We start from the raw sequence: 25,479 nt of genomic DNA, 5'->3' as shown, positions 1-25,479 counted from the left end.
CCCATGTTTCACCGTTTACTGACGCTTATCCGCAAAGAGTTACAGTCGCTACTGCGCGAACCGCAAACCCGCGCCATTCTGATCCTGCCGGTGCTGTTGCAGGTATTGTTGTTCCCCTTTGCCGCCACGCTGGAAGTGACCAACGCCACTATCGCCATTTATAACGAAGATAACGGTAAGCACGCGGTTGAACTGACACAGCGTTTTGCCCGCGCTAAAGCCTTTACCCATATTCTGCTGCTGAAAAGTCCGCAAGAGATACGTCCGACTATCGATACACAGAAAGCGTTATTACTGGTACGTTTTCCGGCCGATTTTTCCCGCAATCTTGATAACGGCACCAGTGCGCCAATGCAGTTGATCCTCGACGGGCGCAACTCCAACAGCGCGCAAATCGCCGCCAATTACTTACAACAAATCGTGCAGGATTATCAGCAGGAGTTGCTGAATGGCCAACAAAAACCGAATAACAGCGAGTTAGTAATACGCAACTGGTACAACCCGAATCTCGACTACAAATGGTTTGTGGTGCCGTCGTTGATCGCCATGATCACCACTATCGGCGTGATGATTGTGACCTCGCTGTCGGTGGCACGCGAACGCGAACAGGGCACGCTGGATCAGCTACTGGTCTCCCCGTTGTCAACGTGGCAAATTTTTGTCGGTAAAGCCGTGCCTGCGCTAATTGTCGCAACGTTTCAGGCAACGATTGTGCTCGCCGTCGGCATTCTGGCCTATAAAATTCCCTTTGCCGGATCGCTGCTGCTGTTCTATTTCTCAATGCTGATTTATGGGTTATCGCTGGTGGGTTTCGGCCTGCTGATTTCGTCGCTTTGTTCTACACAGCAGCAGGCATTTATTGGCGTATTTGTATTTATGATGCCCGCGATCCTGCTGTCGGGCTATGTGTCGCCAGTGGAGAACATGCCAGTCTGGTTGCAGAATTTAACCTGGGCCAACCCTATCCGGCACTTTACCGACATCACCAAGGAGATTTATCTGAAGGATGCCAGCTTAACGATTGTCTGGCAGAGCTTATGGCCGCTGATGGTGATAGCGGCCGTCACAGGATCAGCGGCGTATGCGCTGTTTCGCAGAAATATTGCCTAACTTGCGCTCTTTGGTCAGCAGCGAAACTATTGCTGGCCCTGCAAGAATAGCCAGCCCGGCGGCAGCCAGAATAAAGTGATTGGTCAGCACGCGGGAAAGCAGCCAGATAACGATCAGCGACGCGCCGAAATACCAGGTGGTGGTCAACTCTTCCAGCACATCGCCGATGCCGCGCCAGCGTGCATCATGGTGGCGCTGGAGAAACAACATCAATAGCACAGACATACCGTAAAGTACGCACAGGCTCAGACCGATGCGCACCAGAGAACCGCTCATCCAGCCCATCACCAGCAGCGCTACAATCAGCATATGCAACATGATCTGCCAGCAACTCAGGCCAGTTACATCACGAACGTGCTGTTGCCACTTCATGATCTCTCTCCTGAAGAATTTTTGTCTTTCTGAAGAGTACGCGGATTTACGGAAAATTCCGTAACCCCGCCACAATTTGTGACAGGGACTACAATTTATTTTCACGAGGAGAGTGACGCTGACAGGAGAATTATGACCCAACACGCGCGACATTTTTCATTGAAAGTGCTCACCATCAATACCCATAAAGGCTTTACCGCGTTTAACCGGCACTTTATTTTGCCTGAGCTGCGTGACGCGGTACGGACCGTCAGCGCGGATATCGTCTTCCTGCAAGAAGTGATGGGTGCCCACGAAGTACATCCACTGCATGTGGAGAACTGGCCGGACACGACCCACTATGAATTTCTTGCCGATACCATGTGGAGCGATTACGCCTACGGACGCAACGCGGTTTATCCCGAAGGGCATCACGGGAATGCGGTGCTTTCCCGCTATCCGATTGAACACTTTGAAAATCGTGATGTTTCGGTCGATGGCAGCGAAAAACGCGGCCTGCTCTACTGCCGCATTACCCCACCGGATCTTGGCCATTCATTGCATGTCATTTGTGTTCATCTTGGTCTGCGGGAAGTCCATCGCCAGGCGCAGCTCGCCATGCTGGCAGAGTGGGTGAATGCGCTACCCGAAGGCGAACCGGTTGTGGTGGCAGGCGACTTTAATGACTGGCGACAAAAAGCGAACCATCCGCTGAAGACGCAAGCCGGGCTGGAGGAGATTTTCACCCGCGCTCACGGCCGCCCTGCCCGCACTTTCCCGGTCGCGCTGCCATTGTTGAGGCTCGATCGCATCTATGTGAAAAATGCCAGTGCCAGCGCGCCGACCGCGCTGTCGCTGCATAACTGGCGACACCTTTCCGATCATGCTCCTCTCAGCGCGGAGATCCACCTATGAAATGCACCTGGCGGGAAGGTAACCATATTCAATTGCTGGAAAACGGTGATAACTATTATCCGGCACTGTATGACGCCATCGATCATGCGCAGCATCGCGTGATCCTGGAAACCTTTATCTGGTTTGAAGATAACGTTGGCCGTCAGTTACAGCAGGTGCTACTGCGAGCCGCCCGTCGCGGGATCAACATCGAAGTGCTGTTGGATGGTTACGGCTCGCCGGATTTAAGCGAAGCGTTTGTCAACGAGCTGACCACTGCGGGCGTAGTATTCCGCTATTACGATCCGCGCCCGCGCCTGCTCGGTATGCGAACCAATCTCTTTCGCCGCATGCACCGTAAAATTGTGGTGATCGATAACACCGTGGCTTTCGTCGGTGGCATTAACTATTCAGCGGAACATCTCACCAGCTATGGTCCGGAAGCCAAGCAGGATTACGCCGTGCGTGTTGAAGGGCCGATTGTGGAAGATATTCTGCAATTTGAGCTGGAGAATCTGCCGGACAACGCGCCAGTAAAACGCTGGTGGCAACGCCGACGCCATCGACCGGAAGAGAACCGCACGCCTGGCGAAGCACAGGCGCTGTTCATCTGGCGCGATAATAACGATAACCGCGACGATATTGAACGCCATTATCTGAAGATGCTGGCCAACGCCCGCCGCGAAGTGATTATTGCCAACGCCTATTTCTTTCCCGGTTATCGCCTGCTACACGCCATGCGCAACGCTGCCCGGCGCGGTGTGTCGGTGAAGCTGATTGTGCAGGGCGAGCCGGATATGCCAATTGTCAAAGTCGGCGCGGAACTACTGTACAACTATCTGCTGACAGGCGGTGTTCAGGTGTATGAATATCGCCGCCGTCCGCTGCACGGCAAAGTGGCGTTGATGGACGATCACTGGGCGACAGTGGGTTCCAGCAACCTCGACCCGCTCAGTCTGTCGCTGAATCTGGAGGCTAATCTCATTATCCATGACCGTAAATTTAACCAGACGCTACGCGACAATTTGCATGCCATTATTCGCGAGGATTGCGTGCGGGTGGATGAGTCGATGGCGCCGAAGCGCACGTGGTGGAATCTCGGCAAGAGCATTGTAGTGTTTCACTTCTTACGCCATTTTCCGGCCATGGCCGGCTGGCTTCCTGCGCATACGCCACAACTGGCGCAGGTGAAACCGCCTATCCAGCCGGAAATCGAAACCCAGGATCGCGCGGAAACAGAACATTCGGGGGTAAAACCCTGATGAAAAAATCACATCCTCGCTGGCGGCTGGCGAAAAAGATCCTGACGGTGCTGTTTTTTATCGCCGTGGCCGTATTGCTGGTGCTCTATGCGCAGAAGGTCAACTGGGACGATGTCTGGCAAGTGATTCGCGACTATAACCGCACCGCGTTACTTAGCGCCATCGCGCTGGTGATTGTCAGCTATGTGCTGTACGGGTTTTATGATCTGCTCGGCCGCGCTTACTGCGGGCATAAGCTGGCGAAACGCCAGGTAATGCTGGTGTCGTTTATCTGTTACGCCTTTAACCTGACGCTCAGTACCTGGGTTGGCGGCATCGGCATGCGCTATCGGCTCTATTCACGCCTTGGGCTGCCAGGCAGTACGATCACACGGATTTTCTCGCTCAGCATTACCACCAACTGGCTGGGTTACATCTTGCTGGGTGGTGTGATCTTTAGTTTTGGCGTGGTGCAGATCCCGGCGCACTGGTATATCGATGAACGCACGCTGCGCATTGTCGGTGTGGTGCTGCTGCTGGTGATTATCAGCTATTTAGGGTGCTGCGCCTTCGCCAGGCGGCGTCATCTGACGGTGAAAGGCCACAAGCTGGTGCTACCTTCGCGGAAATTCGCCGTCGCCCAGTTAGTGATCTCCAGCGCCAACTGGATAGCGATGGGCGCAATTATCTGGCTACTGCTGGGCATGAAAGCGGATTTCTTTTTTGTGCTCGGCGTGCTGCTGGTAAGCAGTATCGCTGGCGTCATTGTGCATATTCCGGCAGGTATCGGTGTGCTGGAAGCAGTATTTATTGCACTGCTGGCGGGTGAGCATGTGGCGCAGGGAACCATTATCGCTGCCCTGCTGGCTTATCGCGTGCTCTACTATTTTCTGCCGCTGCTGCTGGCGCTGATCGGTTATCTGGCACTGGAGAGCCGGGCAAAGAAACTACGGGAGAAAAATGAACGGGCGATGGAGAAAGTGGGGTGATTGAGTCTTAATGTGATGCCGGATGGCGACTTATCTGGCATCACGGACAATGCGCCATCAGGCAATTAGCCTGATGGCGACTGCCCTATTAACGACGGTTGCCAAAAATGCGCAACAGCATCAGGAACAGGTTGATAAAGTCGAGATACAGCGTCAGCGCGCCAAGGATGGAGTACTTACGCAACTGCGAAGCATCGCGCGTATTGATCTGCTCGCCAAGGTTTTTCAGCTTTTGCGTGTCGTACGCCGTCAGGCCAACAAAAATCACCACACCGATATAGGTCACCGCCCACATCAGCACCTCGCTTTTCAGCCAGAAATTCACCAGCGAAGCAAGCACAATACCAATCAGCCCCATAAACAGCATGTTGCCGAAGCCGCTGAGATCGCGTTTGGTGGTGTAACCGTACAGGCTCATCGCGCCAAACATGCCGGCGGTGACCACAAAGGTCGCGCCAATAGATTCAGTTGTGTAAATATGCAATATGCTGGAGAGCGTCAGTCCGGTCAGCGCGGAATAGAGCATAAACAGCGTGGTCGCCATACCCGCGCTCAAACGCTGAATTAAGCCGGAAAGCACAAATACCAGCGCTAGCTGCGCGATAATCAGCCCAAAAAAGGTTATCCGGCTGGAGAAGACAAACAACATTACCGCTTCACTGTTTGCCGCATACCATGCGACAAACGCGGTGAGCAGCAGGCCGCAGGTCATCCAGCCATAGACCTGCGCCATATAGGTCTGAAGCCCGGTACGGCTCTGCTGGACGATAGAATCAGAACGAGGATAACGGTCCATAGTCACTCCTGATAGATGGGATTACACACTAGGCTGTGTCCCGTAATTGGTCGTGGTGGCGACGCTGGGTACAACGCGCGTTATCAAGACGGAGGATGCAGGGCATAGTGGGCCTATGTTCAAGTCCGACAACGCAGAGAACGCGCTTTTTAAACGCGTCCCGAAGGGCTAAGGCCATTTTTACGCATGATTGCGTTGCTCACGGCTCATTTGGCGCCCCAAACGTCGCCGTTCGCGCCTTGCCCTGCGTAAAAATGACCATCAGCGCCACACGCGCACAATTATGGGACACAGCCTAAGATTAACACATTCCGGTTCAATGAATTACCAACGCTGTGCAGCCTGTTTATCGCTGTCGCGGGCTTCAACCCAGCGATCGCCTTCCGCAGTGGCCTCACGCTTCCAGAACGGCGCACGGGTTTTCAGGTAATCCATAATAAATTGCCCGGCATCAAAGGCGCTGCTGCGATGGGCGCTGGCGACGCCGACAAACACGATTTCATCACCCGGCCAGAGTTCCCCGACGCGGTGATAAACCGTTACACGGCCAAGCGGCCAGCGGCCACGAGCCTCTTCGACAATTTCCGCCAGCGATTTTTCAGTCATGCCGGGGTAGTGCTCCAGTGTTAATGCACTGACGCTGTCGCCGAGATTGTGGTTACGCACTTTGCCGGTAAACGTCACCACGGCGCCATCTTCCTCATTCGCCGCCAGCCAGTTGTACTCTTCTCCGACGTTAAATGCCGCGCGCTCGACACAAATTCGTGTTTCACTCATTTCAGCCTCCGGTGACCGGCGGGAAAAACGCCACTTCATCACCGCTACTCAACGGGTGTTCGAAGCTGACCAGCGTCTGGTTCACCGCCGCCAGCAGCTTACCCTCTTCGAGCGCCAGCGCCCAGCGATCGCTCTTTGCCGCCAGATGCTGGCGCAGCGCTTCTACAGACGGGAAAACCGTCTCCGAAACCAGGCTGTCGCAGCCGACCAGCTCGCGCACCTGCGCAAAGAAAAGAATATTAATCATCGTGTTTCACCTTAAAATCCCCCGATTTGCCGCCGCTTTTTTCCAGCAGGCGCACCGGGCCTATCACCATATCTTTCTGCACGGCTTTACACATATCGTAGATAGTCAGCGCGGCAACTGAAGCCGCCGTCAGCGCTTCCATTTCGACGCCGGTTTTACCGCTCAGACGGCAAACCGCTTCGATACGCACACGGCTGTGCTCCGGCTGCGCCTGCAACTGGACTTCCACTTTGCTCAGCAGTAGCGGATGGCACAACGGGATCAACTCCCAGGTGCGTTTCGCCGCCTGAATGCCCGCAATACGCGCGGTGGCAAACACATCGCCTTTATGGTGGCTGCCTTCGACAATCATCGCCAGCGTGCGAGCCTGCATAGTGACAAACGCTTCCGCGCGCGCTTCACGAACGGTTTCGGCCTTGGCGGAAACATCCACCATATGCGCCTCACCCTCAGCATTAATATGGGTCAGTTGTGACATAACTTATTTCTTAAGATGGGGATGGAAATTACACGGACGCGTGCGCGCATCAAGCTGCGGCGCAATGATATTTTCCCAGGCAGTGCGACAGGCTTTTGTCGAACCGGGCATGGCGAAAATCAGCATCCTGTTGGCGATACCGGCCACCGCGCGGGACTGCAACGTCGCGGTGCCAATCTCTTCGAAGGAGAGCATGCGGAACACTTCACCAAACCCCTCAACTTCGCGATCGAACAGCGGCAGCAGTGCTTCAGGCACCTGATCGCCCTCGGTCAGCCCCGTACCGCCGGTGATCAGCACCACCTGCACGTCGTCGCTGGCGATCCACGCAGAAACCTGCGCACGGATCGCGTAACGGTTCTCTGTGACAATGGCTTTCGCCACCAGTTGATGACCGGCATCGTGTGCGGCGTCGCGCAGCCAGTGACCGGAGGTATCATCCTCTTCGCCACGACGGTTTGACACCGTCAAAATAGCAAGCCTGAGCGGAATAAATTCAGCACTGACCTGGCTCATTTCATTCTCCTTGCGGCTTAGCCGCCAATGTAGGAAAGGTTTTGCGTAATACCCGTGTTGCCATCATGCAGGAAGTGCGTCTGCTTCTTATGCGTCAGCGCTACCGCAATACGTTGCTCCAGCATTGTTTGCTGTACATCGGACTGCATCAGGTCGCGCAGATTCACGCCGCCATCGCCGAACAGACATAAATGCAGTTTGCCCGTGGAGGAGACGCGCAGGCGGTTGCAACTGGCGCAGAAATCTTTTTCATACGGCATGATAAGACCAATTTCACCAACGTAGTCCGGATGGCAGAACACTTGTGCCGGGCCGTCGCTGCGCTGGCGCAACTGGTGGATCCAGCCGCGTTTGAGCAGCGCGTCGCGCAGCACCATGCCGGAGATGTGATGATTGCGGAACAGCTCGCTGCCCTCGCCAGTCTCCATCAATTCGATAAAGCGCAGCTGGATGGGACGCGATTTGATCCACGCCAGAAAAGTGTCGAGCTGGTGATGATTTACATCGCGCATCAACACAGTGTTCACTTTGACTTTGGCGAAACCAGCGGCAAACGCAGCATCGATGCCGTCCATCACCTGGCGGAATTTGTCTTGCCCGGTAATCGCATGAAACTGGCGGGCATCGAGGCTGTCAACGCTGACATTGATGGCAGTAAGCCCGGCATCGCGCCACAGCGCAACGTCGCGGGCCAGCCGATAACCGTTGGTTGTCACCGCGATTTGGCGAATGGCGGCGTTTTCGTGTACGGCGGCGATGATGTCGGGGAAATCCCGGCGCAGTGAAGGTTCTCCGCCTGTCAGGCGCACTTTTTCTGTGCCCATGGCGCTGAAGGCGCGCGTGACACGGCGAATTTCATCGACGCTGAGGAAGCCGTTATTGTTGACGCCGCCCGGCTTGTAACCGTCCGGCAAGCAGTAGGTGCAACGAAAGTTGCACACATCCGTGATCGACAAACGCAAGTAATAGAACTTACGCGCGAACGCATCAGTAAGTTGTGAGGCCATGTACACCTTTCCAGATACGGGAGATGCAGTCATTTCTTCCTGCACCCTGGTAGCAAAACCGTTGTCGGTTTTGCTACGGCCAAACCGTCATATTTCACCATTAACCGGAAACGTAGACGAAGAGGCTAGAGTGTATGTTTTGTCAGTAACGCTAAAATTGCTTATGGCGATAGTAGCGCGGGAGAACGCTTTCCGCCATCATGAATATCGCTATATATATTCATATATAGCGCAGTGATCGCGCACTTTCGCTACAGAGTACGAGAAAATCGCGTTTTTGCATTGATATGTGTCATTTTCCACTCAGCGAAGCATCGTCTTTTGGTGGTATTTAGGCTAACGTAACGCGGTAAATCTTATTAAGGAATCATTATGCGTAATCGCACACTGGCAGATCTGGATCATGTTGTCGCACTCGGCGGCGGGCATGGTCTGGGGCGAGTGATGTCTTCGCTTGCGTCGCTGGGATCGCGTCTCACCGGCATTGTAACCACTACCGATAATGGTGGTTCTACCGGGCGAATTCGCCGCTCAGAAGGCGGCATTGCCTGGGGCGATATGCGCAACTGTTTGAACCAATTAATTACCGAGCCGAGCGTCGCCTCAACGATGTTTGAATACCGTTTTAGCGGCAATGGCGAACTTTCCGGGCATAACCTCGGAAATCTGATGTTAAAAGCATTGGATCACCTGAGCGTGCGGCCTTTAGAGGCCATCAATTTAATTCGTAGTTTATTAAAAGTGGATGCCTTTTTAATTCCCATGTCGGAACAGCCTGTCGATTTAATGGCCACAGACGGCGAAGGACATCAGGTGTATGGCGAAGTGAATATCGACCAACTCCATGCGCCCATTCAGGAATTAATGCTGTTTCCCAGAGTATCCGCTACCCAGGAAGCAATACAGGCGATTGGCGAAGCGGATTTGATCCTCATCGGCCCCGGCAGCTTTTACACCAGCCTGTTGCCGCTGTTGCTGCTGGAAGAGTTAGCGCAGGCGCTGCGCCGTACGCCCGCACCTGTTGTGTTTATCAGCAATCTGGGCAAAGAGCTCAGCCCCGCCGCTGCCAGCCTGTCGCTCGCCGATAAATTGGCCATTATGGAACAATATGTCGGCAGAAAGATTATCGATGCCGTGGTGGTCGGGCCAAAAGTGAATGTCAGCGCCGTCACTGAAAGATTAATTATTCAGGAAGTGCTGGAAGCCGGCGATATCCCCTACCGCCACGATCGTCACCTGCTGCGAGCCGCGCTGGAAAAGGCGGTACAGCAATTGTCTTAACTTTTCGGCGGCCATTTTTGCTCGCCGCTGGAAAGCTTAATTTCTTAAGGTTGTCTTAAAAAAAGCCTGCCACTATAGTGCCTCTTTTCTTTGCTGGACCTGAGAATACGTATGCTTCACCTCCGTCGACCGGCGTTAAGCCGTCTTCAGTTTATTATTCTGTTTGCGCTCTATATAGCGCTGGCGCTGAATATCGTTTTCTACCATCAGGCTTTTACGCTATTACCGGTGAACTCGCTGCGTAACTGGCTGGTGTTTCTGTCAATGCCGCTGGTAGCCTTCAGCGTGATCAATATCGTGCTGTCGCTGGCGTCATTTTTCTTTCTTGAACGCCCGGTTATCACGCTGTTTGTGCTGGTCAGCGCGGCAGCGCAATATTTTATTTCGACCTTTGGTATCGTCATCGACCGCTCGATGATCACCAATATTCTCGACACCACTTCGGCGGAAAGTTTCGCCCTGATGTCGACAAAAATGGTGCTGACGATTTTACTGACTGCCATTGTACCGATACTTATTGCATGGCTGATTAAAATTAAACCGGCGCAATCAGCGCTGCACAGCATCGCGTATCGCGCAGCCAGTATCGTTATTTCTGCGCTACTTATCGTACTGGTGGCATTGCTGTTTTATAAAGATTACGCCTCGTTGTTCCGCAATAATAAAGAGCTGGTGAAATCTCTCAGCCCGTCCAACTCCATTGTGGCGTCTCTGTCCTGGTATTCCCACAATCGTATGGATAATTTGCCGCTGGTACGTATTGGCGAAGATGCCCGGCAACGCCCGGAAATGAAAAATGGTCCGCGTAAGAACCTGACCATACTGGTCGTGGGGGAAACGTCTCGTGCGGCGGATTTCTCACTTGGCGGTTATGAACGCGAAACTAACCCACTATTAAAACAGGATAATGTTATTTACTTTCCGAACGCGACATCCTGCGGCACCGCCACGGCTGTCTCGGTCCCATGCATGTTTTCAGGGATGACGCGGGAACATTACGATGATCAGCTTGCCCACCATCAGGAAGGGCTGCTGGATATTATCCAACGCGCCGGCATTCAGGTTATGTGGAATGAAAATGATGGTGGTTGTAAAGGCGCCTGCGATCGCGTGCCGCACCAGGATGTGACGCAATTAAACCTGCCGGGATATTGCATTGAGGGCGAATGCCAGGATGAGATCCTGTTCCACGATCTCGCCAGCTATATCGACAAATTACAAGGCGACGGCATTATCGTTTTACATACCATTGGTAGCCACGGGCCGACTTATTACAACCGTTATCCAGCACAGTTCCGCAAATTTACGCCGACCTGTGATACCAACGAAATTCAGAGCTGCTCACAGCAGCAACTGGTAAATACCTACGATAATACCATTTTGTATATCGACTATATCGTTGATAAAGCGATCAAATTATTGCAGTCCAAACAGGACAGATTTACCACCAGCCTGGTTTATCTCTCCGATCATGGTGAATCACTGGGTGAAAATGGCGTCTATTTGCACGGTCTGCCTTATTCCATTGCACCGGAAACACAAAAACATATTCCGATGCTGATCTGGTTGTCCGATGACTACCAGAAACGCTACGGCGTGGATGACCAGTGTCTGCAAAAAAATGCGCGGGAGAAGGCGGTTTCGCAGGACAATCTCTTCCCGACAATGTTGGGTATACTGGGGGTCAGCACGAAAGAGTACCGTGCTGCAGACGATATTTTAACGTCGTGCCGGGAGCAGGCGAAATGAAGATTCTGGTGGTTGAAGACGATGCCCTGCTGTTGCAGGGGTTGATTCTGGCGATGCAAAGCGAAGGATATGCCTGCGATGGTGTATCCACCGCGCACGAAGCGGTGTTGTGTCTGGCGAACGGCCACTACAGCCTGATCGTGCTCGATCTTGGTCTGCCCGATGAAGACGGATTACATTTGCTCGCCCGTTTGCGTCGAGAAAAATATACCCAGCCGGTGCTGATTCTCACGGCACGCGATACACTGGAAGATCGCGTCGCCGGGCTGGATACTGGCGCGGACGACTACCTGATCAAACCCTTCGCGCTCGATGAACTGAATGCTCGTATCCGCGCGCTGCTGCGCCGTCGTCATAATCAAGGTGATAATGAAATTACCCACGGTAATCTGACACTGAATGTCACCCGCCGCCAGGCGTGGCTGGACAACCAGTTGCTGGATCTGACGCCGAAAGAGTACGCCTTGCTTTCGCGCCTGATGCTGAAAGCCGACAGCCCGGTGCACCGGGAAATTCTCTATAACGATATCTACAACTGGGACAACGAGCCCTCGACCAATACGCTGGAAGTACATATTCATAATCTGCGCGACAAAATTGGTAAGTCACGCATCCGAACCGTCCGCGGGTTTGGCTATATGCTGGTTCATCCGCAACACCGGGAGTAATCAATGGCGTTTTTCAATTTCAGCCACTGGAGCATGCGCCGCCGTCTGCTGCTGACCATCGGCGGAATTCTGGTGTTTTGTCAGTTGGTCAGTGTGTTCTGGCTGTGGCATGAAAGTGAAGAGCAGATCCAGTTGCTGGTGCAGGCGGCGCTCCACAACCATCACAACCGTAAACTTGTTGAACATGAAGTCCGCGAGGCGGTCGCCAGCCTGTTAGTGCCAAGCCTGCTGATTATCGGGCTGGCGTTGCTGCTTTGTATGCAGGCGGTCAAAGCCATTACTCGCCCGCTGCTGGAGTTAGAGGAAGAGCTGAATAAACGTACGCCGAACAACCTGCAACCGATTACGTTAAACCACAGTGTCAGCGAAGTAGAAGCGGTTACGACATCGATTAACAACCTCGTTTCACGACTGACGCTCACACTGGATCGTGAGCGGCTATTTACCGCTGATGTGGCGCATGAGCTACGCACGCCGCTGGCCGGGCTGCGGTTGCACCTGGAACTGATGGCAAAAACCAGCGGCATTAACGTCAATCCGCTGGTACAGCGGATCGAACAAATGACGGAAAACATCGCGCAGTTGCTGCTGCTTGCTCGCGTTGGGCAATCTTTTTCGGCAGGCAGTTACCAGCAGGTAGAGCTGATGGCCGACGTGGTGATGCCCATTCGCAACGAGCTGGAAACCATGCTCGCCGGGCGCAAGCAAACGCTGTCGGTGCCGGAAGTTGACGCAGATATTGCCGTCTCCGGCGATGCCACGCTGTTACGGCTGCTGGTGAGAAATCTGGTGGAAAATGCGTACCGCTATAGTCCGGAAGGTTCAGTCATTACGATACGCCTCGAACAGGCTGCTATGCCAGTACTGGCCGTAGAGGATGAAGGTCCGGGCATTGATGAGAGCTGTAGCGGAGAACTGAGCAAAGCGTTTGTCCGCATGGACAGCCGTTACGGCGGAACCGGGTTGGGGTTAAGCATCGTGTCGCGCATCGCACAGCTTCATGACGCGCAGTTCTTTTTGCACAACCGCCTGACACAATCCGGGGTGCGGGCGTGGGTTAAATTTCTTCCGGTCACCCACCATTTGCCATCAGTAACTCAACACCCACAGACGAACGAAACCGATCACTAACACCAGTGCGAAGGCGACGGCTAAAAATTCACGAACGTTAAACTTCTGCATGACACTGCCCTCCAAAATAGCGGGGCAGTGTGCCATGACCAGGTTAAGCAAACATTAAGATGCCGCAATAAATAGTTCACGTAGCTGGTGTAGTTGATCGCGCACCTGCGCCGCCTCTTCGAATTCCAGATTCTGCGCATGCTGCATCATCAGCCCTTCCAGTTCGTGGATTTTCTGTTGCAGCGCTTTCGGCGTCAACGCCAGTTCTGCCGCTTCCACCTGCGCCGGTGTGCGGGTTTTGCCGCGCCCTTTCGCACGCGTTTTCGCCAGCCCTTCACCCAGCGCCAGAATATCTACCACTTTCTTGTTCAGGCCCTGCGGTGTGATACCGTGCTCCTCGTTGTAGCGATGCTGTTTTTCGCGGCGGCGTTCGGTTTCCCCGATGGCTTTCGCCATTGACGGCGTGATCTTATCGCCATACAGAATCGCTTTCCCGTTGATGTTACGCGCTGCGCGGCCAATGGTCTGAATCAGTGAACGCTCCGAACGCAGAAAGCCCTCTTTGTCCGCATCCAGGATCGCCACCAGCGACACCTCAGGCATATCCAGCCCTTCGCGCAACAGGTTAATGCCCACCAGCACATCAAACTCGCCGAGACGCAGGTCGCGGATAATTTCCATACGTTCAACCGTATCAATATCGGAGTGCAGATAACGCACCCGCTCACCGTGCTCTTCCAGATATTCGGTGAGATCTTCCGCCATACGCTTGGTCAACGTCGTCACCAGCACGCGCTCGTTGATGGCCGCGCGGATGCGGATTTCCGACAGCAGATCGTCAACCTGTGTCGCCACCGGACGCACTTCGATGATGGGATCCAGCAAACCAGTCGGACGTACTACCTGGTCAATCACTTCATCGCCGGATTTCTCCAGCTCGTAATTGCCCGGCGTCGCCGAAACATAGATAGACTGCGGTGCCAGCGCCTCAAACTCTTCAAATTTCAGCGGACGGTTATCCAGCGCCGACGGCAGACGGAAACCGTACTCCACCAGCGTCTCTTTACGCGCACGGTCGCCCCGAAACATCCCGCCGATCTGCGGGATGGTGACGTGGGATTCGTCGATCACCAGCAAACCATCAGGCGGCAAGTAATCAAACAACGTCGGCGGCGGCTCGCCAGGACCGCGCCCGGAGAGGTAGCGCGAGTAGTTTTCAATGCCGGAGCAGTAGCCCAGCTCGTTCATCATCTCCAGATCGAACTGCGTGCGCTGGCTGAGACGCTGCTCTTCCAGTAGCTTATTGTTCGCCAGCAGCGTTTTGCGCCGTTCCGCCAGTTCATCTTTAATCTCTTCCATCGCCTGCACGATACGCTCGCGCGGCGTCACATAGTGCGTTTTTGGATAGATGGTGAAGCGTTGAACAGTCGATTCCACATGGCCAGTGAGCGGGTCAAACAACGACAGACGCTCTACTTCTTCGTCGAATAGCTCCACACGCAGCGCCAGGTCATCCGATTCCGCCGGGAAGATATCAATCACTTCCCCACGAACGCGAAACGTCCCGCGCTGGAAAGCCTGATCATTGCGGGTGTACTGAAGCTCTGCCAGCCGACGCAGAATCGAACGCTGGTCGATAATCATGCCGTTAGTCAGATGGAGCATCATCTTCAGATAGAGATCCGGATCGCCCAGACCATAGATGGCCGAAACGGACGCCACGACCACCACATCCCGACGTTCCAGCAGCGCCTTCGTCGCGGACAGACGCATCTGCTCGATATGCTCGTTCACCGAGGCATCTTTTTCGATAAAGGTATCGGAGCTGGGCACATAGGCTTCCGGCTGGTAATAGTCATAGTAGGAGACGAAATACTCCACCGCGTTTTCCGGGAAAAACTCCTTCATTTCGCCATACAACTGCGCCGCCAGCGTTTTGTTCGGTGCCAACACCATCGTCGGACGTTGCAGATCGGCAATAACATTAGCAATAGTAAAGGTCTTACCCGATCCGGTAACCCCCAGCAGCGTCTGGTGCGCGAGGCCGTCTTCCAGACCTTCCTTAAGCCGACGAATCGCCTCAGGCTGGTCGCCGGAGGGGCGAAAAGCAGAATTCAGTTTGAACGGTTTACTCATGAACGGCCACCTGGTGGAGGAATGAGCAGGCAGATAACATATACCCGTCATACTTCAAGTTGCATGTGTGTTGGCTTTTTTATTCGCCTCATCCCTGAGCCTTACCCCTTCGGGGCCGCTGCTTACAGCGTTCAAATCTGCTCCCGGCAGATTTGTCGCTCACCCCAGTCACTTACTTATGTAAGCTGCTGGGGATTACTGAGAGACATCCTGTCTCTCACCGGAGGCCAACCTTTGGTTGGGCAAATTTGTTCCCGACGAATTTGTCACTGCGTCGCCGCCTTCCTGCAACCCGAATTATTTAGGGTAATTTTACTCACCCTGTTCACTTTTGCCAATAAATAATACTGGATGAAAAAACAGTGGCAGGTTAGCTGATTTGGTCTACTCGCGATAAGAAAACGCGTTTTCGCGTGAAATTTCCTCCCCGACAAGATAAAACACCAGCATCAGAGGGTTATCCCCAGAAATCTTCACTTTTTAACAATTGTCAAGCAGCAGCTTGAAAGTTTTGTGGCAAGCAATGACACTTTTCTTACAACCATTGCTTTTATATAACCAATTGATAAACAATAATTAATTCAAAAAGCCGGGTTTCGCGCCAATTCAGACGAAAGCCGCGTCCGCTCTCGCTTGCCGCGCGTTTTCTAACTCTAATACACAAGGTTATCCACAGGAATAGTGGATAACTGCCGCCAGCCCGTATACCTCGCCAGCCGACAAATTCCCAACAAGACCCAATCACTACTCATTAAAAAATTTTTATCATTTCTTTTTGCTTATTATCAGCTAAACAAAGACGTCATTCTCATGAGATACCAATCACAAATTGTCACTTTGCTGCACCACAACCCGACACTGGTAGCACTGGCAAAGTGCAGGATATTTACCTGCGTTCTCTCTTTCCTGCGTGTTAAACAGCAGTTTTATCAGCGGCATCCGAAAAAAAAGCCTTTTTTTGCTTCTGGCAAGCCTTTTGCAATACGAAATGGTCACCAGAGCCGTAAGAAGGAGCGGACAATGTTGAGCTTACGCGCAGTAAACCAGTACTACGGTAATCAGCATACGTTATGGAATGTTGATCTTGATTTAACCCCGGGCGTATGTAATTCGATCATCGGCATGCCAGGAATGGGGAAAACGACTCTCATAAATTGCATTTCCGGTTATTTACCCGTTGAGAGCGGCAGCATGATTTGGCAGGAAGCCGGCGCACCACCGTGCGATCTGCTGAATATTCAGGCGGAACACCGCAGCGCGATGGGAATTGGCTATGTGCCACAGGACCGGCGCATCTTTTCACAATTGACCGTGGAGGAGAATCTGCATATTGCCATGCGTGCTGTCGGCGAGCCGGGAAGCGTCATGGGACGCGATATTTACGACCTGTTCCCGGAGCTGTATCCGATGCGCCCGGTACGTGGAGCAGAACTGTCAGAGGATAACCAGCAGCAACTGGCGATGGCGCGAGCGCTGGTCACCCGCCCGCGGTTGCTCTTGCTTGATGAGCCGACGCGCGGGCTGGGCCAGGCGTTTATCCATAAACTGGGCAACCTGATCGTGCGACTGAATCAGGAATTCGGCATGACCATTTTATTAGCCGAGCAGCATCTCTCATTCATTCGCCGGGTAGCTGACCGTTTTTGTCTATTGCACCGGGGGCGCAACGTCGCACAGGGAGATGTCAGACAACTGGATGATCAAATGTTGTCACACTGGATGACACGGGAGTCAGTACGCTGAGATCAAGAAAATGACCTGTTTTTTCTTTTTCGGGCGCGTGGGCAAACCAGGGGATTTCACCAATCAGTGGAGCCTGCATCACGCGCCGCAGCGTCGCCATATACTCCCGGTGACGCGCGCCTGGCGCCACCACATCGTTAGCAATCCAGCCCACCAGCCTTAATCCTGCCTGGCGTACCGCCTGCGCAGTCAGCATGGCGTGGTTGATACAGCCCAATTTCACGCCCACTACCAGAATCACCGGTAACTGCTCCTGGATAACCCAGTCCGCATAGGTGAAGGTTTCTGAAAGCGGCGTAAACCAACCGCCCGCCCCTTCCACCAGCAGCCATTCAGCTTGCGTTTCCAGCGTGCGTAACCCGGCGGACATCACAGCGGCATCAATCGGTTCGCCCAGAGAGGCGCTGACAATATGTGGCGAGGTCGGTTCCGCAAAGGTGTAAGGGTTCACGGTCTTATAATCCAGCGGCAGACTGCTGTGCTGCTGCAACGCCAGCGCGTCGCTATTTCGCAGCCCCTGCGCCGTCATTTCACTGCCGGATGCAACCGGTTTATAACCTGCGCTGCGTAAACCGCGCAGATTGGCCGCCTGTAGCAGTGCGCAACTGGCGATGGTTTTCCCCACTTCGGTATCCGTGCCGGTGACAAAGTAGCGTTCAATCACGCGTGATAACTCCCCAAAAAAGATGATATGTCAGAGGACATTTCCCCTGCTGCTGCGGCCAGGCGAGCTGTAGACGTTGCAGTTTTCCCCGCGTCAGTCCCTGCTGCCTGCCGTCGTGTAAATGTGTCGCGCCAATGCCTTTCAGAGACCGCAACGCGCGGGCGGCGTCATCAAAATGCAAGGTGATGCTCTCGACACCGCTGCGTAACGACCAGCCTGCTAAAGCCTGTTCGATGGCCGAAAGGGATAAAAAATGATTAGCATGCGGCCGATCGTCCACCGCTCGCCAGGCCTGATTCAATTCCGGCAACGACGCTTCCACTAGCGTGGTCAATGCCACCAGGCCGCCGGGTTGCGTCACGCGACAGAGTTCGTTGATGGCCAGGCGTAAATCATCACACCACTGCACGGCGAGATTGCTCCACACCAGTGAGAACTGTACATCCGGCAGTGGCAGCGCTTCGATATCTCCCAGCAGATAGTGATCGGCGCTCTGCTGTCGGCGAGCTTCATCCAGCATGGTGGCCGAGAGATCCAGCGCCGTCACGTTACTGCCCTGCCTGTGCCAGTAACGACTCATGGCACCGGGGCCGCAGCCAGCATCAAGAACGTTCGACGGGGTGATGTCGCCCAGTTGCCTCAACAGCAGATCAGCGCTCAGCCGCTGCAATGCATCGTGGTGGGCGTAACTTTGCGCCGCACGACCAAATGCAGCGGCCACTGCGCGTTTATTCACCGCCATATAACGCCTCCAGCAGACGATCAATATCTTCCGCCTGATGAGCCGCCGTCAGCGTCAGGCGCAGGCGCGCGGTACCTGGCGGGACGGTCGGCGGACGAATCGCGGTTACCCAGCAACCTTGCTGTCGCAGACGCTCCGCCAGATGCAGGGCGCGCGTGTTATCACCGACAATCAGTGGCTGAATGGCGCTCTCTGAATCTGCCAGCGTCATCGGTAGTTGCGCCGCACCGTGGCGAAAACGCGCAATCAGTGCCGCCAGCGTTGCCCGGCGTTGCTCACCTTCATTACTACGGATCACCCCTAATGCCGCGCTAAGCGCCATTGCCTGTGCCGGTGGCATTGCGGTGCTGTAAATCAGATGGCGGGCAAATTGCAACAGATAGTCGGCAACCGTTTCGCTGCACAGTACCGCCGCACCGCTGACGCCAAAACCTTTGCCAAAGGTAACAATCAATATCTCGGGTTTGATGCCATGCAGATGGCAACTGCCACGCCCCTGCTCGCCAACTACGCCAATGCCGTGCGCGTCGTCAACCATCAGCCACGCCTTCGCCTCACGCGCTGCCTGAGCGATATCACCTAGCGGCGCGCTGTCGCCATCCATACTGAAAATACCTTCGGTGACCACCAATTGCTGGCCGTCAATGGGTTTTGCCAGTAACGTTCGCATCTGCACCACATCATTGTGCGCAAAACGCCGCAACTGCGCCGGACTGTTGCTGGCGGCTTCCAGCAACGAAGCGTGGCTCAGCTTGTCGGCGACAACCCGATCCTCTTTATCGGTCAGCGCGGCGATCGCCGCCTGATTGGCGGAAAAGCCAGAGATAAACAGTAGCGCGCGCGGGTATCCCAGCCATTCGGCCAGCTCGTTTTCCAGCGCCTGATGTGCCACGGTGTAGCCGCTGACGTGCCCGGAACCTCCACTGCCCACGCCGTAGCATTCCGCACCCTGTTGCCAGGCGCGTACCACTGCCGGATGCTGGCTTAAACCGAGGTAATCATTACTGGAGAAGTTGCAAAAACGCCGCTCCCCGACCGTCAGCCAGCGTCCTGCGCCCTGTACCACAGGTTGGCGCGAGCGCAGAGCATCTGCCGCGCGGCGTTCGCGAAGCCGCAAATCAATACGCTGTTGCCAACTCATAGCGCTGCCGCGTTGTAGAATTGCTCCGTATCGGCGTGCAACAGTTGCTGCTCAATCTGCTGTTGCTGTTCGTTATCACCCTTCAGCACTTCCGTCTGCTGCGGGTTCAGCCCAAGCTTACGGAACAGTTGCAGATCTTTATCCTCTTCCGGGTTTGGCGTAGTCAGTAGTTTGCAACCGTAGAAAATGGAATTCGCCCCGGCCATAAAACACATCGCCTGGGTCTGTTCGTTCATCTGTTCGCGACCGGCAGAAAGACGCACATGGGAAGTGGGCATCATGATGCGGGCAATAGCGATGGTGCGGATAAAATCAAAAGCATCGACATCATCGTTATCGGCCAGCGGCGTACCTTTGACCTTTACCAACATGTTAATCGGCACGCTCTCCGGCGGTGTGGGCAGGTTCGCCAGTTGCAGCAGCAGACCAGCGCGATCTTTCACCGTTTCCCCTAGCCCGACGATGCCGCCCGAACAGACTTTGATCCCGGCTTCGCGCACTTTATCCAGCGTGTCGAGACGCTCCTGGTAGGTGCGGGTGGTGATGATATTGCCGTAAAACTCCGGTGAGGTGTCGAGGTTGTGGTTGTAGTAATCCAGCCCGGCGCTGGCAAGGCGCTGCGCCTGGTTTTCATTCAGCGTGCCAAGTGTCATGCAGGCTTCCATCCCCATCTCTTTGACCCCTTCAACCATTTTTTCAAGGTACGGCATGTCGCGATCGTGCGGGTTTTTCCAGGCTGCGCCCATACAAAAACGCGTTGATCCAGCGAGCTTCGCCTGGCGCGCGGATTCCAGCACCTGCTCCACTTCCATCAGCCGTTCGGATTCCAGCCCGGTTTTATAGCGCGCGCTCTGCGGGCAATATTTACAATCCTCCGGGCAGGCACCGGTCTTGATCGACAGCAGCGTACTGACCTGAACCTGGCGTGGATCAAAGTGTTGACGGTGAACCTGCTGCGCCTCGAACAGCAGTTCAAGAAGTGGTTTTTCAAACAGAGCGTTAACTTGCGACATTGTCCAGCGTGCGTGGTGAGCCATCGGGCGTCTCCAAAGGGTGTTGTTAATTTTTGATTCGGTGTAAACTCGTAAACCTAAAACTTTTTAATTTGGTTTACAAGTCGATTATGACCGCAGACGATTTCGCTTTTGACCAGCGCCATATCTGGCACCCGTACACGTCAATGACCTCTCCCCTGCCGGTTTATCCGCTGCAATCTGCCCAGGGCTGCGAGCTTTACCTCAACAGCGGCGAGCGGCTGGTGGATGGTATGTCTTCCTGGTGGGCGGCAATTCATGGCTATGGTCATCCGGCGTTGAACGCAGCGATGAAAGCGCAGATTGATACAGTTTCTCATGTGATGTTCGGCGGCATAACGCATCAACCGGCGATCGATCTCTGTCGCAAGCTGGTTGCGATGACACCCGGGGCGCTGGAGTGTGTATTCCTGGCAGATTCCGGTTCGGTGGCCGTGGAAGTGGCGATGAAGATGGCGTTGCAATACTGGCAGGCAAAAGGCGAAGCGCGGCAGCGTTTTCTCACCTTCCGCAACGGCTACCACGGCGATACTTTTGGCGCAATGTCGGTCTGCGATCCGGACAACTCCATGCACAGCTTGTGGAAAGGCTATCTGCCGGAGAACCTGTTCGCGCCTGCGCCGCAAAGCCGCTTCGATGGTGAATGGAGCGAGCTTGATATGGTAGCGTTTGCCCGGCTGATGGCAGCACATCGCCATGAGATCGCGGCAGTGATCCTGGAACCCATCGTGCAGGGCGCGGGCGGTATGCGCATGTATCACCCGGAGTGGCTAAAACGCATACGTAAAATGTGCGATCGCGAAGGCATTTTGCTGATTGCTGACGAAATTGCCACTGGCTTTGGCCGTACCGGTAAACTGTTTGCCTGCGAACATGCGGATATCACACCGGACATTCTGTGCCTCGGCAAAGCGCTGACCGGCGGCACGATGACACTCTCCGCCACGCTGACCACGCGACAGGTCGCTGAAACCATCAGTAACGGCGAAGCAGGCTGTTTTATGCATGGCCCGACATTTATGGGCAATCCGCTGGCCTGCGCGGCAGCAACCGCCAGCCTGACGCTTCTCGAAAGCGGCGCATGGCGTGAGCAGGTTGCGGCCATTGAAACCCAGCTCAAAGAGGAACTGGCACCTGCGGCGCGATCTGCCACGGTGGCAGATGTCCGCGTGCTCGGTGCAATAGGAGTGGTAGAAACCCGCTCGCCAGTAAATATGGCGGCACTACAGCGTTTCTTTGTTGAACAAGGCGTGTGGATCCGGCCATTTGGCAAGCTCATCTACCTGATGCCGCCATACATCATTACGCCAGAGCAGTTGTCACGACTGACCCGCGCGGTGAATCGCGCCGTTGCACGCAGCGATCTGTTCGCTTAGGCTACACTCAGTCTGAACAAAACCAGGAGCCCGCAATGAAGCTTATCAGTCATGATTTACGCGACGGCGAAAAACTGCCGAATCGCCATGTGTTTAACGGCATGGGTTACGATGGCGATAACCTTTCCCCGCATCTGGCATGGGACGATGTCCCTGCCGGAACCAAAAGTTTTGTCGTCACCTGCTATGACCCTGATGCGCCGACCGGCTCTGGCTGGTGGCACTGGATTATCGCCAACCTGCCTGCCGATACGCGCGTTCTGCCGCAGGGCGCCGGTTCTGGCGTCGCTGAACTGCCGGAAGGGGCGATTCAGACGCGCACCGATTTCGGCAAAGCCGGTTACGGTGGCGCTGCGCCGCCGAAAGGTGAAACCCATCGCTACATCTTTACTGTTTACGCGCTCGATGTGGAGCATCTGGAGGTGGATGAAAACGCCAGCGGTGCGATGGTCGGTTTTAACGTCCATTTTCATAAACTGGCCAGCGCCAGCATTACTGCGATGTTCAGCTAATTAATGTGCGCGCAACGTAGTGCGCCCGGCGACTGGGTGGATTTTCGCCGGTACGCTGGCTGATTTGCAGCGTACCCACCGCAAAGGGCTGGAGCGAAAAGTCACGGTTGTGCCACATATGTGGAAGCGATGTTCTCTACCGGCAATGATGGCACTAACCGCGCCGTGTTTTAGCAAGAAGATGCGGGGGCAATGAATCTGGTCGGTATTGCCCTGCGCAGACCGAAAAAAACCATCGATAAAGTGATCAAAGGTCTCATCCTGCATCCTTAATTGCCCTTCCCGCCGACGCCTTTGTGCGGCGGGAATTCCCCCATCTGTAAAATCGCGGTCAATTTCACTCATTTACCGGTGACTTTTTTCGATTTTGGCTTCCCGTTTCGCTCAACTTAGTATAAAAATGCAGGCTTTGACGTAACCCTTTCAATTTTGCATAGTCTGGAGCACGCTTTGAACACATCATCGGTTTCCCGTCTGGCGCTGGCGCTCGCTTTTGGCGTGACACTGACCGCCTGTAGCTCAACCCCGCCGGCTGAACGTCCCTCTGAACAGAAGGCACCGGGCACGACGTCACGTCCAGTCCTCAGCGAGGGCGAAGCGAAGAACTTCGTGGCGGATCGCTACTTTACCTCGATGACGCCGGACGGCGCGGTATGGAAACCGGTTTCGATCCGTCTGCCGCAAAAAGCAGACTTCGTGGTTGGCCCGGCAGGTACTCCAGGCGTAACGCATACCACCATTCAGGCTGCGGTAGACGCGGCAATCAACAAGCATGCCAGCGATCGTCAATATATCGCAGTGATGCCGGGCGAGTATGAAGGTACGGTGTATGTGCCAGCCGCCTCCGGCAGCGTGACTATTTACGGTACCGGCGAGAAAGCGCTGGACGTAAAAATCGGGCTGGCGATTGATTCTGAAACCGATCCGAACACCTGGCGCCGTCTGGTCAATCCATCAGGCAAATATATGCCGGGTAAACCGGCGTGGTACATGTTCGATAACTGCCAGCGCAAACGCACCGCTACGGTCGGTGTGATGTGTTCTGCGGTTTTCTGGTCACAGAACAATGGACTGCAATTGCAGAACCTGACTATTCAGAACACGCTGGGCGACAGTGTTGATGCGGGCAACCACCAGGCGGTAGCGCTGCGCAGTGATGGCGATAAGGTACAGATCAACAACGTCAACATTCTGGGTCGCCAGAACACCTTCTTTGTTACCAACAGCAACGTGGACAACACCCTGCGTAGTGATCGCCAGACCCGTACGCTGGTGACCAACAGCTACCTCGAAGGGGATGTTGATATCGTCTCTGGTCGTGGCGCTGTGGTGTTTGATAACACTGATTTCCGCGTAGTGAACTCCCGCACGCAGAAAGAAGGCTACGTATTCGCCCCGGCGACGCTCTCTAACCTGTACTACGGCTTCCTCGCCGTAAACAGCCGCTTTACCGGCAACGGCGTGGCGCAGCTCGGCCGTTCCCTGGACGTTGATGGCAATACCAACGGCCAGGTCGTTATCCGCGACAGCGTGATTAATGAAGGCTTTAATGTCGCTAAACCGTGGGCAGATGCCGCTGTTTCTGGCCGTGCGTACGCAGGCAATGTTGGCACTGTGGATGATAAAGGCAATGTACAGCGCGAGCTGAACAACCCGCAGTTCAACCGCATGTGGGAGTTTAACAACCGCGGCGTGGGCAGCCAGGTCGTCGCTGAGCCGAAAAAATAATTCTGTGGTACTAAAAAACCTCGCGGCGGCGAGGTTTTTTTATGGCTGATGTTCAGTATCAGAAGGCGTTAACCACCACCCACATTGGCCCCTGGCCTACCGCATAGCGTGCTTTCTCGGTCAGCAGCCCCTGCTCGCCGGAGATTTTATACAGCGCGATATGGTGCGATTTCTGCCCGGCCGCGATCAGATACTTACCGCTCTTATCGATGTTGAAACCGCGCGGCTGTGTTTCCGTCGGCTGGAACCCTTCCAGCGACAGCACGCTGCCATCTTCCGAGACACTGAAGATCGTCAACAGACTGGCGGTACGATCGCAGGTATAGAGATGACGACCATCCGGCGTGATATGGATATCTGCTGCCCAGCGGGTATCGGTAAAATCTGACGGCATAATATCCAGCGTCTGTACACACTCGATTTTGCCGTGCGCATCGCTCAACTGCCAGACATCAACGGAGCTGTTCAGTTCATTCACGCAATAGCCGAAACGCGCGTTCGGATGGAATACCATATGACGCGGGCCTGCGCCTTCCACGGTGGTCACTTCCGCCGGGTTTTGCGCCGTCAGATTGCCATCATCCGCCAGCGTGAACAGGCAGATACGATCCTGCTTCAGCGCCGGAACCCACAGCGTACGATTGTCCGGGGAGATGTTCGCCGAGTGGCATCCATCCAGCCCTTCCACGACATCGACGTTCTGGGTCGGAATACCGTCTTCCAGGCGCGTCACGCTGACGCTGCCCGCATTGTAAGAGGCGCTGAACAGGAAGCGGCCGCTGCGATCGGTGGAAATATGCGTCGGGCTACCCGGCAACGGCGCTTCCGCCTCAAACGTCAGCGCACCGTCGTCAGGAGCGATACGGTAAGCGATAACGCGAAATTCAGGGCGAACGCCCACGTAGAGGTAACGTTTATCCGGGCTGACCACCATCGGCTGAACCTGACCCGGCACATCAACGACTTGAACCAGCGTCAGGGTGCCCTCAGAATTCAAACGCCAGACATGGATCTGCTGGCTTTCCGGACTGGCGGTATAAACGGTTTGTTTCATGAACACTCCTTTCCTCTAATTCTTATTTGCGTTAAGTAACCAGAATAGCTTTTTTGTAGATTGATGCTGATTTTCTGTGCCAGATTTTGCGCATCCGACGACGCGGTGTACCATGCCCGGACG

General features: G+C 54.6%; 25 protein-coding genes and 1 riboswitch. Of the genes, 12 read left to right on the top strand and 13 right to left on the bottom strand.

The window, feature by feature from the left end; genetic code table 11:
- Positions 1-3 precede the first annotated feature (3 nt).
- Positions 4-1,110 carry an ABC transporter permease gene (locus tag GA0061070_RS02730; RefSeq protein ID WP_090133438.1) on the top strand — a complete coding sequence of 369 codons (1,107 nt, stop codon included), beginning with the start codon at positions 4-6 and terminating at the stop codon, positions 1,108-1,110.
- Here GA0061070_RS02730 and GA0061070_RS02725 read toward each other — a convergent pair.
- Complete coding sequence (locus GA0061070_RS02725; protein WP_090133436.1) at positions 1,072-1,482, bottom strand: YbhQ family protein; 411 nt, start codon at positions 1,480-1,482, stop codon at positions 1,072-1,074. The two genes, GA0061070_RS02730 and GA0061070_RS02725, sit on opposite strands and share 39 nt — an antisense overlap.
- Before the next feature lie 132 nt (positions 1,483-1,614).
- Here GA0061070_RS02725 and GA0061070_RS02720 point away from each other — a divergent pair, with 132 nt between their 5' ends.
- From GA0061070_RS02720 to GA0061070_RS02710, 3 genes are read left to right on the top strand one after another with little or no spacing between them, the layout of a single operon-like run.
- A complete protein-coding gene (locus tag GA0061070_RS02720; RefSeq protein ID WP_090133434.1) occupies positions 1,615-2,376 on the top strand; it encodes an endonuclease/exonuclease/phosphatase family protein in 762 nt (253 codons plus the stop codon).
- Complete coding sequence (gene clsB, locus GA0061070_RS02715; protein WP_090133432.1) at positions 2,373-3,617, top strand: cardiolipin synthase ClsB; 1,245 nt, start codon at positions 2,373-2,375, stop codon at positions 3,615-3,617. The genes GA0061070_RS02720 and clsB overlap by 4 nt, the downstream gene beginning before the upstream one ends.
- Positions 3,617-4,585, top strand: a complete 969-nt coding sequence (locus tag GA0061070_RS02710) for a lysylphosphatidylglycerol synthase domain-containing protein (protein ID WP_090133431.1) — start codon at positions 3,617-3,619, stop codon at positions 4,583-4,585. The genes clsB and GA0061070_RS02710 overlap by 1 nt, the downstream gene beginning before the upstream one ends.
- A gap of 88 nt (positions 4,586-4,673) precedes the next feature.
- Here the strand turns inward: GA0061070_RS02710 and GA0061070_RS02705 are convergent, their stop codons facing one another.
- The 6 genes from GA0061070_RS02705 to moaA all read right to left on the bottom strand — a co-directional run bounded on the left by GA0061070_RS02705 (position 4,674) and on the right by moaA (position 8,406).
- The gene (locus GA0061070_RS02705; RefSeq protein WP_090133429.1) at positions 4,674-5,381 is read right to left on the bottom strand and encodes a Bax inhibitor-1/YccA family protein; all 708 of its coding nucleotides are present in this window, start codon (positions 5,379-5,381) and stop codon (positions 4,674-4,676) included.
- Between the two features lie 324 nt (positions 5,382-5,705).
- Positions 5,706-6,158 carry a molybdopterin synthase catalytic subunit MoaE gene (gene moaE, locus GA0061070_RS02700; RefSeq protein ID WP_090133427.1) on the bottom strand — a complete coding sequence of 151 codons (453 nt, stop codon included), beginning with the start codon at positions 6,156-6,158 and terminating at the stop codon, positions 5,706-5,708.
- A gap of 1 nt (position 6,159) precedes the next feature.
- Entirely contained in the window at positions 6,160-6,405 is a 246-nt protein-coding gene (gene moaD / locus GA0061070_RS02695; protein ID WP_043954175.1) for a molybdopterin synthase sulfur carrier subunit, read from the bottom strand.
- Entirely contained in the window at positions 6,398-6,883 is a 486-nt protein-coding gene (gene moaC, locus GA0061070_RS02690) for a cyclic pyranopterin monophosphate synthase MoaC (protein ID WP_090133425.1), read from the bottom strand. The genes moaD and moaC overlap by 8 nt, the downstream gene beginning before the upstream one ends.
- A 3-nt stretch (positions 6,884-6,886) precedes the next feature.
- Positions 6,887-7,399 (bottom strand): molybdenum cofactor biosynthesis protein B, encoded by a 513-nt coding sequence (moaB, locus tag GA0061070_RS02685; protein ID WP_090133423.1) that lies wholly within the window; start codon positions 7,397-7,399, stop codon positions 6,887-6,889.
- Between the two features lie 17 nt (positions 7,400-7,416).
- Positions 7,417-8,406, bottom strand: a complete 990-nt coding sequence (gene moaA, locus GA0061070_RS02680) for a GTP 3',8-cyclase MoaA (protein WP_090133421.1) — start codon at positions 8,404-8,406, stop codon at positions 7,417-7,419.
- Positions 8,394-8,551: riboswitch (molybdenum cofactor riboswitch) on the bottom strand. It overlaps the preceding gene by 13 nt.
- Positions 8,552-8,778: 227 nt before the next feature.
- Here moaA and yvcK point away from each other — a divergent pair.
- The 4 genes from yvcK to pmrB all read left to right on the top strand — a co-directional run bounded on the left by yvcK (position 8,779) and on the right by pmrB (position 13,235).
- A complete protein-coding gene (gene yvcK / locus GA0061070_RS02675; protein ID WP_090133420.1) occupies positions 8,779-9,687 on the top strand; it encodes a uridine diphosphate-N-acetylglucosamine-binding protein YvcK in 909 nt (302 codons plus the stop codon).
- 105 nt (positions 9,688-9,792) lie between these two features.
- The gene (gene eptA, locus GA0061070_RS02670) at positions 9,793-11,436 is read left to right on the top strand and encodes a phosphoethanolamine transferase EptA (RefSeq protein WP_090133473.1); all 1,644 of its coding nucleotides are present in this window, start codon (positions 9,793-9,795) and stop codon (positions 11,434-11,436) included.
- Positions 11,433-12,104, top strand: a complete 672-nt coding sequence (gene pmrA, locus GA0061070_RS02665) for a two-component system response regulator PmrA (RefSeq protein ID WP_090133418.1) — start codon at positions 11,433-11,435, stop codon at positions 12,102-12,104. Before eptA ends, pmrA begins: the two co-directional genes overlap by 4 nt.
- A gap of 3 nt (positions 12,105-12,107) precedes the next feature.
- Positions 12,108-13,235, top strand: coding sequence for a two-component system sensor histidine kinase PmrB (gene pmrB, locus GA0061070_RS02660; protein ID WP_090133416.1), 1,128 nt, complete (start codon positions 12,108-12,110; stop codon positions 13,233-13,235).
- Positions 13,236-13,340: 105 nt separating this feature from the next.
- On the opposite strand, the gene uvrB is transcribed toward pmrB, so the two are convergent.
- Positions 13,341-15,362 (bottom strand): excinuclease ABC subunit UvrB, encoded by a 2,022-nt coding sequence (gene uvrB / locus GA0061070_RS02655; protein WP_090133413.1) that lies wholly within the window; start codon positions 15,360-15,362, stop codon positions 13,341-13,343.
- A gap of 1,020 nt (positions 15,363-16,382) precedes the next feature.
- On the opposite strand from uvrB, the gene GA0061070_RS02645 reads away from it, so the two are divergent.
- Complete coding sequence (locus GA0061070_RS02645; RefSeq protein WP_090133411.1) at positions 16,383-17,105, top strand: ABC transporter ATP-binding protein; 723 nt, start codon at positions 16,383-16,385, stop codon at positions 17,103-17,105.
- On the opposite strand, the gene bioD is transcribed toward GA0061070_RS02645, so the two are convergent.
- The 4 genes from bioD to bioB are packed head-to-tail and all read right to left on the bottom strand — an operon-like array spanning position 17,047 to position 20,689.
- Positions 17,047-17,769: a dethiobiotin synthase gene (bioD, locus tag GA0061070_RS02640; RefSeq protein ID WP_090133409.1), complete on the bottom strand. Its 723-nt coding sequence runs from the start codon at positions 17,767-17,769 to the stop codon at positions 17,047-17,049. The two genes, GA0061070_RS02645 and bioD, sit on opposite strands and share 59 nt — an antisense overlap.
- Positions 17,762-18,511, bottom strand: coding sequence for a malonyl-ACP O-methyltransferase BioC (gene bioC, locus GA0061070_RS02635; protein ID WP_090133407.1), 750 nt, complete (start codon positions 18,509-18,511; stop codon positions 17,762-17,764). The genes bioD and bioC overlap by 8 nt, the downstream gene beginning before the upstream one ends.
- Positions 18,498-19,652 carry an 8-amino-7-oxononanoate synthase gene (gene bioF / locus GA0061070_RS02630; protein WP_090133405.1) on the bottom strand — a complete coding sequence of 385 codons (1,155 nt, stop codon included), beginning with the start codon at positions 19,650-19,652 and terminating at the stop codon, positions 18,498-18,500. Before bioF ends, bioC begins: the two co-directional genes overlap by 14 nt.
- Entirely contained in the window at positions 19,649-20,689 is a 1,041-nt protein-coding gene (gene bioB / locus GA0061070_RS02625; RefSeq protein WP_090133403.1) for a biotin synthase BioB, read from the bottom strand. Before bioB ends, bioF begins: the two co-directional genes overlap by 4 nt.
- 86 nt (positions 20,690-20,775) lie before the next feature.
- Between bioB and bioA the strand changes: the two genes are divergently transcribed.
- The 3 genes from bioA to GA0061070_RS02605 all read left to right on the top strand — a co-directional run bounded on the left by bioA (position 20,776) and on the right by GA0061070_RS02605 (position 24,302).
- The gene (gene bioA / locus GA0061070_RS02620; RefSeq protein WP_167353522.1) at positions 20,776-22,062 is read left to right on the top strand and encodes an adenosylmethionine--8-amino-7-oxononanoate transaminase; all 1,287 of its coding nucleotides are present in this window, start codon (positions 20,776-20,778) and stop codon (positions 22,060-22,062) included.
- Between the two features lie 35 nt (positions 22,063-22,097).
- Positions 22,098-22,574, top strand: a complete 477-nt coding sequence (locus GA0061070_RS02615; RefSeq protein WP_090133399.1) for a kinase inhibitor — start codon at positions 22,098-22,100, stop codon at positions 22,572-22,574.
- Positions 22,575-23,024: 450 nt separating this feature from the next.
- Positions 23,025-24,302, top strand: a complete 1,278-nt coding sequence (locus tag GA0061070_RS02605; protein WP_090133397.1) for a putative acyl-CoA thioester hydrolase — start codon at positions 23,025-23,027, stop codon at positions 24,300-24,302.
- 58 nt (positions 24,303-24,360) lie between these two features.
- Here the strand turns inward: GA0061070_RS02605 and pgl are convergent, their stop codons facing one another.
- Positions 24,361-25,356, bottom strand: coding sequence for a 6-phosphogluconolactonase (gene pgl, locus GA0061070_RS02600; protein WP_090133395.1), 996 nt, complete (start codon positions 25,354-25,356; stop codon positions 24,361-24,363).
- Positions 25,357-25,479 lie beyond the last annotated feature (123 nt).

The organism is Kosakonia oryziphila, from assembly GCF_900094795.1.
In the GTDB taxonomy this organism is placed as follows: domain Bacteria; phylum Pseudomonadota; class Gammaproteobacteria; order Enterobacterales; family Enterobacteriaceae; genus Kosakonia; species Kosakonia oryziphila.
Note: the sequence above shows the minus strand (reverse complement) of the source record. Positions and strands in the feature narration are given on the sequence as shown.

Bases quoted from the DNA above. Each gene is read 5' to 3' on its own strand.
- GA0061070_RS02730 (WP_090133438.1), top strand. From the start codon at position 4: ATGTTTCACCGTTTACTGACGCTTATCCGCAAAGAGTTACAGTCGCTA.
- GA0061070_RS02725 (WP_090133436.1), bottom strand. From the start codon at position 1,482: ATGAAGTGGCAACAGCACGTTCGTGATGTAACTGGCCTGAGTTGCTGG.
- GA0061070_RS02720 (WP_090133434.1), top strand. From the start codon at position 1,615: ATGACCCAACACGCGCGACATTTTTCATTGAAAGTGCTCACCATCAAT.
- clsB (WP_090133432.1), top strand. From the start codon at position 2,373: ATGAAATGCACCTGGCGGGAAGGTAACCATATTCAATTGCTGGAAAAC.
- GA0061070_RS02710 (WP_090133431.1), top strand. From the start codon at position 3,617: ATGAAAAAATCACATCCTCGCTGGCGGCTGGCGAAAAAGATCCTGACG.
- GA0061070_RS02705 (WP_090133429.1), bottom strand. From the start codon at position 5,381: ATGGACCGTTATCCTCGTTCTGATTCTATCGTCCAGCAGAGCCGTACC.
- moaE (WP_090133427.1), bottom strand. From the start codon at position 6,158: ATGAGTGAAACACGAATTTGTGTCGAGCGCGCGGCATTTAACGTCGGA.
- moaD (WP_043954175.1), bottom strand. From the start codon at position 6,405: ATGATTAATATTCTTTTCTTTGCGCAGGTGCGCGAGCTGGTCGGCTGC.
- moaC (WP_090133425.1), bottom strand. From the start codon at position 6,883: ATGTCACAACTGACCCATATTAATGCTGAGGGTGAGGCGCATATGGTG.
- moaB (WP_090133423.1), bottom strand. From the start codon at position 7,399: ATGAGCCAGGTCAGTGCTGAATTTATTCCGCTCAGGCTTGCTATTTTG.
- moaA (WP_090133421.1), bottom strand. From the start codon at position 8,406: ATGGCCTCACAACTTACTGATGCGTTCGCGCGTAAGTTCTATTACTTG.
- yvcK (WP_090133420.1), top strand. From the start codon at position 8,779: ATGCGTAATCGCACACTGGCAGATCTGGATCATGTTGTCGCACTCGGC.
- pmrA (WP_090133418.1), top strand. From the start codon at position 11,433: ATGAAGATTCTGGTGGTTGAAGACGATGCCCTGCTGTTGCAGGGGTTG.
- pmrB (WP_090133416.1), top strand. From the start codon at position 12,108: ATGGCGTTTTTCAATTTCAGCCACTGGAGCATGCGCCGCCGTCTGCTG.
- uvrB (WP_090133413.1), bottom strand. From the start codon at position 15,362: ATGAGTAAACCGTTCAAACTGAATTCTGCTTTTCGCCCCTCCGGCGAC.
- GA0061070_RS02645 (WP_090133411.1), top strand. From the start codon at position 16,383: ATGTTGAGCTTACGCGCAGTAAACCAGTACTACGGTAATCAGCATACG.
- bioC (WP_090133407.1), bottom strand. From the start codon at position 18,511: ATGGCGGTGAATAAACGCGCAGTGGCCGCTGCATTTGGTCGTGCGGCG.
- bioF (WP_090133405.1), bottom strand. From the start codon at position 19,652: ATGAGTTGGCAACAGCGTATTGATTTGCGGCTTCGCGAACGCCGCGCG.
- bioB (WP_090133403.1), bottom strand. From the start codon at position 20,689: ATGGCTCACCACGCACGCTGGACAATGTCGCAAGTTAACGCTCTGTTT.
- bioA (WP_167353522.1), top strand. From the start codon at position 20,776: ATGACCGCAGACGATTTCGCTTTTGACCAGCGCCATATCTGGCACCCG.
- GA0061070_RS02615 (WP_090133399.1), top strand. From the start codon at position 22,098: ATGAAGCTTATCAGTCATGATTTACGCGACGGCGAAAAACTGCCGAAT.
- pgl (WP_090133395.1), bottom strand. From the start codon at position 25,356: ATGAAACAAACCGTTTATACCGCCAGTCCGGAAAGCCAGCAGATCCAT.